Annotated in this window: 11 protein-coding genes and 1 riboswitch; of the genes, 10 read left to right on the top strand and 1 reads right to left on the bottom strand. The window is 61.1% G+C overall.

The window, feature by feature from the left end; translation table 11 throughout:
• Positions 1-324 precede the first annotated feature (324 nt).
• From V7S54_RS08635 to V7S54_RS08615, 5 genes are all read left to right on the top strand, one after another.
• Entirely contained in the window at positions 325-1413 is a 1089-nt protein-coding gene (locus V7S54_RS08635) for an ABC transporter ATP-binding protein (protein ID WP_336408239.1), read from the top strand.
• Between the two features lie 33 nt (positions 1414-1446).
• Entirely contained in the window at positions 1447-2745 is a 1299-nt protein-coding gene (locus V7S54_RS08630) for an ABC transporter substrate-binding protein (protein WP_065373284.1), read from the top strand.
• Between the two features lie 209 nt (positions 2746-2954).
• Positions 2955-3869 carry an ABC transporter permease gene (locus tag V7S54_RS08625; RefSeq protein WP_065373285.1) on the top strand — a complete coding sequence of 305 codons (915 nt, stop codon included), beginning with the start codon at positions 2955-2957 and terminating at the stop codon, positions 3867-3869.
• Between the two features lies 1 nt (position 3870).
• On the top strand, positions 3871-4692 hold the full coding sequence (locus tag V7S54_RS08620) for an ABC transporter permease (RefSeq protein ID WP_065373286.1): 822 nt from the start codon (positions 3871-3873) through the stop codon (positions 4690-4692).
• Positions 4693-4697: 5 nt separating this feature from the next.
• Positions 4698-5435: an aspartate/glutamate racemase family protein gene (locus V7S54_RS08615; RefSeq protein ID WP_065373287.1), complete on the top strand. Its 738-nt coding sequence runs from the start codon at positions 4698-4700 to the stop codon at positions 5433-5435.
• Here the strand turns inward: V7S54_RS08615 and V7S54_RS08610 are convergent.
• Complete coding sequence (locus tag V7S54_RS08610; protein WP_336408238.1) at positions 5393-6337, bottom strand: LysR substrate-binding domain-containing protein; 945 nt, start codon at positions 6335-6337, stop codon at positions 5393-5395. The two genes, V7S54_RS08615 and V7S54_RS08610, sit on opposite strands and share 43 nt — an antisense overlap.
• On the opposite strand from V7S54_RS08610, the gene V7S54_RS08605 reads away from it, so the two are divergent.
• The 5 genes from V7S54_RS08605 (at position 6299) to nrdF (ending at position 11454) form a co-directional block, all read left to right on the top strand.
• The gene (locus tag V7S54_RS08605) at positions 6299-6778 is read left to right on the top strand and encodes a hypothetical protein (RefSeq protein WP_336556958.1); all 480 of its coding nucleotides are present in this window, start codon (positions 6299-6301) and stop codon (positions 6776-6778) included. The two genes, V7S54_RS08610 and V7S54_RS08605, sit on opposite strands and share 39 nt — an antisense overlap.
• A gap of 226 nt (positions 6779-7004) precedes the next feature.
• A riboswitch (cobalamin riboswitch) is annotated at positions 7005-7229 on the top strand.
• 296 nt (positions 7230-7525) lie between these two features.
• Complete coding sequence (nrdH, locus tag V7S54_RS08600; protein WP_065373289.1) at positions 7526-7747, top strand: glutaredoxin-like protein NrdH; 222 nt, start codon at positions 7526-7528, stop codon at positions 7745-7747.
• Between the two features lie 12 nt (positions 7748-7759).
• Positions 7760-8176, top strand: a complete 417-nt coding sequence (gene nrdI / locus V7S54_RS08595) for a class Ib ribonucleoside-diphosphate reductase assembly flavoprotein NrdI (protein WP_058322887.1) — start codon at positions 7760-7762, stop codon at positions 8174-8176.
• Entirely contained in the window at positions 8146-10299 is a 2154-nt protein-coding gene (nrdE, locus tag V7S54_RS08590) for a class 1b ribonucleoside-diphosphate reductase subunit alpha (RefSeq protein WP_336408236.1), read from the top strand. Before nrdI ends, nrdE begins: the two co-directional genes overlap by 31 nt.
• 180 nt (positions 10300-10479) lie before the next feature.
• Positions 10480-11454, top strand: coding sequence for a class 1b ribonucleoside-diphosphate reductase subunit beta (gene nrdF, locus V7S54_RS08585; protein WP_336408235.1), 975 nt, complete (start codon positions 10480-10482; stop codon positions 11452-11454).
• Positions 11455-11697 lie beyond the last annotated feature (243 nt).

Raw genomic sequence — 11697 nt, 5'->3', positions numbered from 1 at the left:
GTCAGTTTGGTAACAGTCGTTCTCAGCTGATTTTCAGTTTCTCCATGAAAGCGTCACCTGCAGGAAAGCCAACCGGTCGCGAAGTTCACCCTTGCGCGTCCCGATGGAAGCGTCGCGGTCGGTGTGCTCAAAATTTCATACTATTGTATACAATAATTTGCGCATATTGACGACGAAAAGCTCAATTCGTGAGCAGTCGCCCTAAACCGATAACGACTGCAGCCGGCAACCGAAACGGCCATTCTCGCGCGAAAACATAGCCTTAGGCTCGGCGAACGAAATTGGCACGATTGATGCTTCTTCTCTGGTGCAAGGAGAACGCTCATGTCGAAAGCCGCAGAGATCGATATCGTATCCGTTTCCAAGATGTACGGCTCGACCACCGCCGTACATTCCATCAGCCTGAAAATCCCCGCCGGAAGCTATTGCTGCTTCCTCGGTCCTTCCGGCTGCGGCAAGACCTCGACGCTGCGCATGATCGCCGGCCATGAGAACATCTCTTCGGGAGACCTGCGCCTCGGCAATGTCGTCGTCACCGATTTTCCGCCGGCCAGGCGCAGCACGGCGATGATGTTTCAATCCTATGCGCTGTTCCCGCATCTCGACCTCGTCGACAACGTTGCCTTCAGCCTGAAGATGAAGGGCGTCGACCGCGACGCGCGTCGCGCCAGGGCGTTCGACATGCTGAGATTGATGCAGATGGAGGCCTATGCCTCCAGGCGTCCGGCCCAGCTTTCCGGCGGCCAGCAGCAGCGCGTGGCGCTTGCCCGTGCCCTCATCACCGAGCCGGAAGCGCTGCTGCTCGACGAGCCGTTGTCGGCGCTCGATCCATTCCTGAAGATCCGCATGCGTGCGGAACTCAAGAAGCTGCAGAAGACGCTCGGCATCACCTTCGTGCACGTCACCCACAGCCAGGAAGAGGCAATGGCGCTCGCGGACCTGATCGTGGTGATGAACAACGGCCGGATCGAGCAGGCGGCAGCACCCCGCACGGTGTTCGAACGGCCGGCCACCGCCTTTGTCGCGCGCTTCATGGGCGACCACAACGTGCTTTCTGGAAAAGTCCGGTCGATCACCGACAACATCGTCGAGATGGAGACGGCGGAGGGTCAGGTCTTTTCGGTGCGCGATATCGCCCAGCAAGTCGGCCGGACGATCGATATCGGCATCCGCACCGATCGTGTGCGGCTCGATCCGCCGAGCGAGAAAGGCCTCGGCTTCCAGGCAGTGGTTTCCAACATCGAATATCGCGGAGCCTCGGTGAAGCTCACCGCCATCGGTGCCGGCAGCGACGACTTCACGCTGATCGTCAGCGACGCTGACTATTTCAGGAAGCCTGTCGCGGTCGGTGACGCGGTGTCCCTGAGCTGGACCCTGGAGGACGTCGTCCCCCTCGGCCGCCTTTCCGCATGAGCTAATCAACCATCACAAGAAGGGGAACTGCACATGACGACTGAAACTAAAACCGAAAAGCCTGGCGCCGGCCTGACACGCCGATCGTTGTTGAAGACCGGCGCTGCCGCCGTCGGCGCGATCGCCGGATCGGGTGTCATCGCCGGCTTCCCGACGATCTGGGCCCAGAACCCGATCACGCTGCGCCAGTTCGGCACCGGCGTTTCCAACATCAACGCCATCGCCGAGAAGTGCAAACAGGACCTCGGCATCACGCTCGAGATGACGGCGACCGATTCCGACGCCGCCGCCCAGCGCGCGGTGACCCAGCCCGATTCCTACGACATCGCCGACATCGAATACTGGATCGCGAAGAAGGTCTTCCCGGCCGGCGTAATGCAGCCGATGGACGTGAAAAAGATCAAGTACTTCGACAAGATCGTGCCGCTGTTCATCGACGGCAAGCTGAAACCCGAAAGCGTGGTCGCCCAGGGGACCGCACCGCACACCGTCGGCTTCGTCGAGGCGCAAGATTCCAAGACCTTCGCCAAGTCGCCGACCGACTGGATGACGCTGATCCCGACGATCTACAACGCCGACACGCTCGGCATTCGCCCCGATCTCGTCGGGCGCGAGATCTCGACCTGGGCCGACATCATGGACCCGGCGTTCAAGGGCAAGACCGCGATCCTCAACATTCCCTCGATCGGCATCATGGATGCGGCGATGATCATGGAGGCGCTCGGCAACATCAAATATGCCGACAAGGGCAATATGACCACGGACGAGATCGACAAGACGATCGACTTCCTGATCAAGGCCAAGCAGGACGGCCAGTTCCGCGCCTTCTGGAAGTCCTTCGACGAGAGCGTCAACCTGATGGCCTCGGGCGAAGTGGTCATCCAGTCGATGTGGTCGCCCGCCGTCGCCGCCGTCCGCTCCAAGGGCATCGCCTGCAAGTACCAGCCGCTGAAGGAAGGCTATCGCGCCTGGGGCGGCGGCCTCGGTCTTGCCGCCCATCTCCAGGGCGCCCAGCTCGACGCGGCTTATGAGTACATCAACTGGTACCTCTCCGGCTGGGTCGGCGCCTACCTCAACCGTCAGGGCTACTACTCCGCCGCGATGGAGACCGCCAAGGGCTTCATGTCCGAGGACGAGTGGGGTTTCTGGGTGGAAGGCAAGCCCGCCCAAGGCGACATCCTTTCGCCGGAGGGCAAGATCATGGAGAAAGCGGGTGCGGTGCGCGACGGCGGCTCGTTCGAGGAACGCATGGGCAAGGTCGCCTGCTGGAACTCTGTGATGGACGAGGACCGCTACATGATCAAGCGCTGGAACGAGTTCATCGCGGCGTAATCGCCGGCGCGGAAGCGCCCCCTCACCCTAACCTTCTCCCCGCAGTCGGGGAGAGGGGACGTGCCACATCGGCCGGCCGAGCGTGCACATTTGGCGGTCAAGAATGAGCGGGACGGCGACGCATCTCCCTTCTCCCGCAAGCGGCAAGAAGGTGCCGGCAGGCGGATGAGGGGCGGACCCCGATCGCAGAAATCCAGAGAGGAACGACGATGGCGACACTTGCGACGTCCCAGCCAGGGGAAATCAGGACAGAGAAGGCATCCCGTCGCCGGGGCACTCCGCGCGCGCTGGCCTCCCATCTCCAGGCAACCCCTCTCCTTTTGATCCTCGGCTTCTTCTTCGTGCTGCCGATCCTGACCATCATCGTCGTCAGCTTCTGGGACTATGACTTCGCCGGTCTCTATCCGGACTTCCTGACGATGAACTACGCCGATACGCTCGGCTCGTGGGTCACCTGGAAGACCTATCTCAACACGCTGAAATTCACCGTCCTCGTCTGGGCGCTGACACTCTTAATCGGCTTCTGGGTCGCCTATTTCCTCGCCTTCCATGTCCGCACAACGACCATGCAGATGGTGCTGTTCCTCGTCTGCACCGTGCCGTTCCTGACCTCGAACATCATCCGCATGATTTCCTGGATCCCGGTGCTCGGCCGCAACGGCCTTGTCAATTCGACCCTGATCGAGCTCGGCCTGATCCCACAGCCGATCGAATGGCTGCTCTACTCCGACTTTGCCGTGGTGCTTGCCATGGTGCATCTCAACACGCTGTTCATGGTCACGCCGATATTCAATACGCTGATGCGGATCGATCGCTCGCTGATCGAGGCGGCGCGCGACTGCGGCGCTTCCGGCGGCCAGATCCTCTGGAACGTCATCCTGCCGCTCGCCAAGCCGGGCATCGCGATCGGCTCGATCTTCGTCGTCACGCTCGTCATGGCAGATTTCTCAACGGTGCAGGTCATGTCCGGTGGCCAGAGCGCCTCCGTCGCGCTGATGATGAAGAACCAGATGTCGCTGCTGCAATATCCGGCAGCGGCCGCCAATGCCGTGGTGCTTCTGATCGTCGTGCTCATCATGGTCGCCGCGATCCTGCGCGTCGTCGACATCCGCAAGGAGCTTTGACATGAACCACGAGAGACGCGGCAAGGAATTCTACCTGCTCGCAATCTTCTTCACGCTGTTCGTGCTGTTTCTCTACGGCCCGCTGTCGGCCGTGCTGATCCTCTCCTTCCAGGGACCGGACGGCGGCCTGACCTTTCCGCTGAACGGCCTATCGCTGCACTGGTTCTACAACCTGTTCGAACGGCAGGCGGTCGGCAACTTCGGCGCCTCATTCCGGCGCTCCTTTACGCTCGGCCTGATGGTAATGGCGGTCAACGTCGTGGTCGCCCTGCTTGCAGGCCTTGCCTTCCGCCGACGCTTCCGCGGCGCAACCGCGCTCTTCTATCTCACCGTCGCAAGTCTCGTCGTGCCGTCGATCATCATCTCGCTCGGCATCGGCGTCGTCTTCCAGCAGTTCGGCCTGAAGCCCGCCTGGTATTCCTCCGGCTTCGGCGCGCATCTCACCTGGACACTGCCTTTCGGCGTGCTCATCATGTTTGCGGTCTTCAACCGGTTCTCACCGGCCTACGAAGAAGCGGCGCGCGATCTAGGGGCGACGTCCTGGCAGACCTTCCAGCACGTTCTCCTGCCGATGATCGCGCCAAGCCTGATCGGCGTCGGCCTCTTCGGCTTCACGCTCTCCTACGACGAGTTCGCCCGCACGCTGATGACTTCGGGCAGCTACAACACTCTGCCACTCGAGATCTACGGCATGACTACGAATGTGACGACGCCGGTGCTCTATGCGCTCGGCACGGTCACCACCCTCTTCTCCTTCACCATCATCCTCGTCGCGCTCGCAGTCATTCTGACCTTGCGACGCCGCCAGGCAAAGCTGAGCTAGGCTAGATGCGCATCCTGATCATCAATCCCAACACCACCGCGTCGATGACGGCCAAGGCAGCCGCGGCCGCTCGGACTGTCGTCAACCCTGCCACGGAAATTCTCGCGCGCACCTCCAGATCGGGACCGGCCTCGATCGAGGGGCATTATGACGGCGCCGTCGCCCTGCCGGGCCTGCTCGCTGAAATCCGCGACGGCGAGGCCGCAGGCGCCGATGCCGCGGTCATCGCCTGCTTCGACGACACCGGCCTCGAGGCGGCCCGTGCGCTCGCCCGCATACCGGTGGTGGGGCTCTGCGAATCCGCCGTCGCGACCGCTGCCATGCTGGCGCAACGTTTCACCGTCGTCACCACGCTCGAACGGTCACGGGTGCTGATCGAGAATCTCGTCCGGCATTACGGCATGGGCGACCGGGCAAGGGTCCGCGCCGCCAACATCCCGGTGCTCGAACTGGAGGATAAGGCATCAGACGCGCTCGCCAAACTCCGGCGCGAGATCGAGCTGGCGCTCAATCAGGATGGCGCAGAAGCGATCGTGCTCGGCTGCGCCGGCATGGCCGATCTCGCCCGGGCGCTCCAAGCGGACTATGACGTCCCTGTCATCGACGGCGTTTCGGCCGCGGTCAAGCAGGCGGAAGCACTCGTGTCACAGGGACTTATGACCAGCAAGCGCGGGGCCTATGCGTCGCCGCTCAGCAAGCCCTATTCAGGTTTCACGAGCGCGCTCGCTCCGACCCCGGCTTGAGGTGATGCCGACCTGGAATCGCCCACGACGGTCGCCAGCAGCGCATTCGATGCGTCGGCCTCGGCAATGATCCACTCGCGAAAGGCCTGGATCTTCTTTTGCCGCCGGTGGCTCTGCGGGTAGACCAGCCAATAGGCCCGGCCGTCCTGCACCACATGGTCAAACGGCCGGATGAGTTTGCCGTTTCTGAGTTCCTCCAGCAGGAAGGTCGAGACGGCGATGGCAATGCCGTGATCCGCAAGTGTCGTGGCGACGTCCATCGCCTGAACGTCGAAGATCAGTTCGGTGCCGTTGCTCGCCGGTGGTTCCACCCCGGTTTCGATCATCCATCGCCGCCACCAGCTGGCGTTGCCGAAGCGCCGCACGCGTAGAACGTCGGACGGTTCCTTGAGCTGGTGCTTTTCCATGAAAGACGGTGTGCAGACCGGCATGTAATCGATCGGGAAGAGCGGAAACACGTCGTTGCCTGGCCAGTCGCCGTTGCCGCTGCGCACCACGAGGTCGATCGCATCACGCTTGAAGTCGATCAGTTCGGTCGACATGTGCACCCGGATGCTGATGTTCGGATGGGCCGTCTGAAACGAGGCGAGCCGCTGGCCGAGCCAGCTCGAGACGACGGTCGGTAGCACGGAAATGTGCAGGTGGTGCTCGGTCTTGTCGGCGATCTCGGAAAACGCAGCCCCGAGAAGATCGATCGCCTCGGTCACCTTCGGCGCCAGCTGCCGCCCGGCCGCCGTCAGCCGCACCTCGCGCGGAAGACGAACGAAGAGCGGCGTGCCGATGCGCTCCTCCAACAGCCGGATCTGGTAGCTGACCGCCGCCTGCGTCATGCCGAGTTCCTCCGCAGCGCGGGTGAAACTCAGATGTCTGGCGGCCCCTTCGAAGGCGCGCACGGCACTCATGGGAGGAATCTTGCTCATGGCCCTGAGATAAGCATTCTTTATGTCAGCATGCGAGAAATCGCTTTGCGCGAAGCAGCAAAAATCCTCACTTTTTTCGCGAACACAACAGCAAAAACAAAGAGGATAGCAATGCTTAGCGCAGTGCGATCAACGATCCTTCATGCCCTGAACTGGGCCGGGAACGCGCTCAACCCGACCATCGCCATCGATACGTTCAGCGAATTCCAGCTGAAGGATATCGGGCTGACGCGAGATCAGGAGACCATCCGGGCGCGCGTCGGCGATATTGCCGATCCGTGGCATTGGCCGAAGGAGGACAATCCGCGCAAGTCACCGCCCTCGCCGGAGCGGGATTGCGGCGACGCGCCGCAAATGGCAAGGGCTTCGCCTCGAGCCCAGCCCGGAGAAAACAAAGACGTAAGCATGTCGCTCTGCGATTGACGGAACGCAGAGGCAAGAGACAGCGCAGTTGTCGTGATCTGCCACGTGCCAGCCCGCGGACCGAATTCGGGAGAGATCCGGCGTGGCTAGAAGCCGCGCAGCTCTCCACCCACAGGTTTCGCCGCATCCCGCCGTTTACTCCTTGTTAGCCACACGGCGAAAGAAATCACCTTCTCTCCCCAGCTTTAGGCACTTCGAACCTATTGACGCAGAATTGCGATGAACTACTATATCTAGTGTTCGAGGTTCTCTCGATTCGCAGGGATTGAGAGCTAAGACGGGAATACGGTGCGTCGGCGAGTTTTCGCCAGGCTATGCCGTAGCTGCCCCCGCAACTGTAGACGGCGAGCGACTGTCCGGAATTGGACCACTGAGGCATGAGGCCTCGGGAAGGTCGGGGTGGAAGCTGAGACCCGTGAGCCAGGAGACCTGCCTCGAGCAACAAACGTCCACGGGCGGGGTGTCCGGAGGGGTTGAGTTGCGTGCGGCAGGATGAGCCTGCCTGATCGTCTCGACATCTCCCCGGCAGCCTGTCGAAAGCTTCGGGGTGAAGTCATGTCCGCGTCATTGAAATTCTATCACTCGCCAATCAAGAGGCGCGGTTTCCCGCGCATCTGACGAAGAGGCACGCCCGGGCGTCCAGATCCGAGCGAGCCACAGCCATGACAGCCCTGCATTTCGCCGGATCGCGGTTGCGTGTCCGTGCGCCTTCTCATGCTCTCATCCAGCCGACCAAACGAGGAAGAAATGAACGTTACCGTCTACAGCAAGCCCGCCTGCGTCCAATGCACCGCGACCTATCGGGCGCTCGATCGCCAGGGTGTCAACTACGAGATCATTGATATCTCCGTCGACCAGGACGCGCTCGAAACGGTCAAGGGCCTCGGTTATATGCAGCTTCCAGTCGTCGTCGCCGGCCCCGAACACTGGGCGGGTTTTCGCCCCGACAAGATCAGCGCGCTTTCCTAGAGGAGACAGGCGGTGGGCCTGATCGTCTATTTTTCCAGCCGCTCGGAAAACACCCATCGCTTCGTCGAAAAGCTCGGCCTTCGCGCAGCGCGCATACCGCTCAAGGAAAGTAAGGCTTCGCTTACGGTTTCCGAGCCCTTCGTGTTGGTCGTGCCCACCTACTGCGGCGACGACGGCCGGGGCGCCGTGCCGAAACAGGTGATCCGCTTCCTCAACGATGCGGGCAACCGCTCTCACATCCGCGGCGTGATTGCTGCGGGCAACAGCAATTTCGGCGCGACCTACGGGATCGCCGGCGACGTCATCGCGGCCAAGTGCCGGGTGCCCTACCTCTACCGGTTCGAGCTGCTCGGAACCGAGGAGGACGTCGCCAATGTCAGAAACGGGATGGAACGATTTTGGACGTCTCAACACTCGAACGCCCCCTGAAGGCGACGGAACCGGCGCTCGACTATCATGCGCTGAACGCGATGCTGAACCTCTATGATGAAGAGGGACGGATCCAGCTCGACAAGGACCGGCTGGCGGCGAAGCAGTACTTCCTCCAGCACGTCAACCAGAACACCGTCTTCTTCCATAACCTCAGGGAGAAGCTCGATTATCTGGTGACCGAGGGCTACTATGAACAGCAGGTGCTGGATCAGTATTCCTTCAACTTCGTGCGCGATCTCTACGACCACGCTTATGGGAAGAAGTTCCGCTTCCCGACTTTCCTCGGCGCGTTCAAATACTACACGTCCTATACGCTGAAGACCTTTGACGGAAAGCGCTACCTGGAGCGCTACGAAGACCGCGTCTGTATGGTGGCGATGACGCTGGCGCGCGGCAACGAACAGCTTGCCCGCGATCTCGTCGACGAGATCATTTCCGGCCGTTTCCAGCCGGCGACGCCGACCTTCCTCAATGCCGGCAAAAAGCAACGCGGCGAGCTCGTCTCCTGCTTCTTGCTTAGGGTCGAGGACAATATGGAAAGCATCGGCCGCGCGATTAATTCCGCGTTGCAGCTCTCCAAGCGCGGCGGCGGCGTGGCGCTGTCGCTCACCAACATCAGAGAGATGGGCGCACCGATCAAGCAGATCGAAAACCAGTCCTCCGGCATCATCCCGGTGATGAAGCTCTTGGAAGACAGCTTCTCCTATGCCAACCAGCTTGGCGCCCGCCAGGGCGCAGGCGCGGTCTATCTCCATGCCCACCACCCGGATATCATGCGCTTCCTCGATACCAAGCGGGAAAATGCCGACGAGAAGATCCGTATCAAGACGCTGTCGCTCGGCGTCGTCATCCCGGACATCACCTTCGAGCTCGCCCGCAACAACGAGGACATGTACCTGTTCTCGCCCTATGACGTGGAGCGTGTCTACGGCGTGCCCTTCAGCGAGATCTCGGTGACGGAAAAGTATCGCGAGATGGTCGAGGACGCGCGCATCCGCAAGCGGAAGATCAAGGCGCGCGATTTTTTCCAGATTATCGCCGAAATCCAGTTCGAGAGCGGCTACCCCTACATCATGTTCGAAGACACGGTGAACCGGGCAAACCCGATCGCCGGTCGCATCACCATGAGCAATCTCTGTTCGGAAATCCTGCAGGTGAGCGAGGCGAGCGAATTCAACGACGACCTCTCCTACGCAAAGATGGGCAAGGATATCTCCTGCAACCTTGGCTCGCTGAACATTGCCGCGGCGATGGACAGTCCGGATTTCGGCCAGACGATTGAGACCTCGATCCGCGCGCTCACCGCCGTCTCTGAGATGAGCCACATCTCTTCTGTGCCTTCGATCGAGAAGGGCAATGACGACAGCCACGCGATCGGGCTCGGCCAGATGAACCTTCACGGCTACCTCGCCCGCGAGCGCATCTTCTACGGCTCGGAGGAAGGCATCGATTTCACCAATATCTATTTCTACACGGTGACCTATCACGCCATCCGCGCATCCAACGCGCTGGCGGTCGAGAAGGGCGTGAGCTTTAGGGGATTCGAGAACTCGAAATACGCGTCAGGCGAATATTTCGACAAATACACCGGGGCCGAATGGTTACCGGCGACAGAAAAGGTAAAGAGCCTGTTTGAAGCGGCCGGCATCACCATACCGACGCAGGAAGACTGGCTGGAGTTGAAACGGGCGGTCATGCAAGGTGGCCTCTACAACCAGAACCTCCAGGCGGTGCCGCCGACGGGCTCGATCTCCTACATCAACCACTCAACCTCCTCGATCCACCCGATCGTCTCAAAGATCGAGATCCGCAAGGAAGGCAAGATTGGCCGCGTCTATTATCCGGCCGCCTTCATGACCAACGACAACCTCGAATATTACCAGGACGCCTACGAGATCGGGCCGGAGAAGATCATCGACACCTATGCGGCTGCGACCCAGCATGTCGACCAGGGCCTGTCGCTGACCCTGTTCTTCCGCGATACGGCGACGACCCGCGACATCAACCGCGCGCAGATCCACGCCTGGAAGAATGGCATTAAGACGATCTACTACATCCGCCTTCGTCAGATGGCGCTTGAGGGCACGCAGGTTCAGGGCTGCGTTTCCTGCGCGTTGTAGCGCCGCGTTCCCATTAAGTGCCCTCACCCTAACCCTCTCCCCGCCTGCGGGGAGAGGGGACGTGCCACACGAAGCGCCGATGGATGCGTCAGGACGGTGCGGCTAGTCCCTTCTCCCCGCATGCGGGGAGAAGGTGCCGACAGGCGGACGAGGGGCTGACACGCCCGAGAGGACAACGAAATGAACATGCACACCAAGCCAGCAAACCGCATCCGCGCCATCAACTGGAACCGCATCGAGGACGACAAGGATCTGGAGGTCTGGAACCGGCTTACCGGCAATTTCTGGCTGCCGGAGAAGGTGCCGCTCTCCAACGACATCCCCTCCTGGGCGACCCTGAAGCCGGAGGAGCAGAAGCTCACCATCCGCGTCTTCACCGGCCTCACGCTGCTCGACACGATCCAGAACGGCGTCGGCGCCGTCAAGCTGATGGAGGATGCCACCACCCCGCACGAAGAGGCGGTGCTTTCCAACATCTCCTTCATGGAAGCGGTGCATGCGCGCTCCTATTCCTCGATCTTCTCGACGCTGTGCCTGACGCCCGATGTCGACGACGCCTATCGCTGGTCGGAGGAAAACGAGTTCCTGCAAAAGAAGTCGGCGCTGATCATGGAGCAATACGCCTCGGCCGATCCCTTGAAGAAGAAGGTCGCTAGCGTCTTCCTCGAAAGCTTCCTGTTCTATTCCGGCTTTTATCTGCCGATGTACTGGTCGAGCCGCGCCAAGCTCACCAACACTGCCGACATGATCCGCCTGATCATTCGCGACGAGGCGGTGCACGGCTACTATATCGGCTACAAGTTCCAGCGCGCTCTGGAGCGGTTGACGCAGGAACGTCGGCAGGAGATCAAGGATTTCGCCTTCGACCTGTTGCTCGAACTCTACGACAACGAGGCGAAATACACGGAAGCCCTTTATGACGGCGTCGGCCTCACCGAGGACGTGAAGAAGTTCCTGCACTACAACGCCAACAAGGCGCTGATGAACCTCGGTTACGAAGCGCTCTTCCCGGCCGAGGCCTGCAAGGTGAACCCCGCCATTCTCTCCGCACTCTCACCGAACGCCGACGAAAACCACGACTTCTTCTCCGGTTCCGGCTCCTCCTATGTCATCGGCAAAGCGGTCGCGACCGAAGACGAGGACTGGAATTTCTGAGCAATCCGATAGAGCCGTCCCGATCATGAAAAAGCCGCCCGAGGACATGATGTCTTCGGGCGGCTCCGCATATCAACGGGGTATAGCTATTCCGCCGCAACCACCCGGCGGCGGCCGACGGTGGGCTGCGTCAGCAGGAAGGCGGCGAGCGGTCAGGACGTTTCGCCGTGCCCATGGCCGCGAGCAGCGAACGAGCGGTCTCGAAGCGCAACATCGATTTCGCTGACGATCGCCGAGGGGCTG

This window comes from Ensifer sp. CCNWLY38 (assembly GCF_037120565.1).
Lineage (GTDB): Bacteria > Pseudomonadota > Alphaproteobacteria > Rhizobiales > Rhizobiaceae > Ensifer > Ensifer adhaerens_H.
The sequence above is the reverse complement of the archived record's forward strand: the minus strand, read 5'-3'. Positions and strand labels throughout refer to the sequence as shown.

Excerpts from the sequence above, each read along its gene's own strand:
- V7S54_RS08635 (WP_336408239.1), top strand. The coding sequence starts at position 325 with ATGTCGAAAGCCGCAGAGATCGATATCGTATCCGTTTCCAAGATGTAC.
- V7S54_RS08630 (WP_065373284.1), top strand. The coding sequence starts at position 1,447 with ATGACGACTGAAACTAAAACCGAAAAGCCTGGCGCCGGCCTGACACGC.
- V7S54_RS08625 (WP_065373285.1), top strand. The coding sequence starts at position 2,955 with ATGGCGACACTTGCGACGTCCCAGCCAGGGGAAATCAGGACAGAGAAG.
- V7S54_RS08620 (WP_065373286.1), top strand. The coding sequence starts at position 3,871 with ATGAACCACGAGAGACGCGGCAAGGAATTCTACCTGCTCGCAATCTTC.
- V7S54_RS08615 (WP_065373287.1), top strand. The coding sequence starts at position 4,698 with ATGCGCATCCTGATCATCAATCCCAACACCACCGCGTCGATGACGGCC.
- V7S54_RS08605 (WP_336556958.1), top strand. The coding sequence starts at position 6,299 with ATGTCTGGCGGCCCCTTCGAAGGCGCGCACGGCACTCATGGGAGGAAT.
- V7S54_RS08610 (WP_336408238.1), bottom strand. The coding sequence starts at position 6,337 with ATGAGTGCCGTGCGCGCCTTCGAAGGGGCCGCCAGACATCTGAGTTTC.
- nrdH (WP_065373289.1), top strand. The coding sequence starts at position 7,526 with ATGAACGTTACCGTCTACAGCAAGCCCGCCTGCGTCCAATGCACCGCG.
- nrdF (WP_336408235.1), top strand. The coding sequence starts at position 10,480 with ATGAACATGCACACCAAGCCAGCAAACCGCATCCGCGCCATCAACTGG.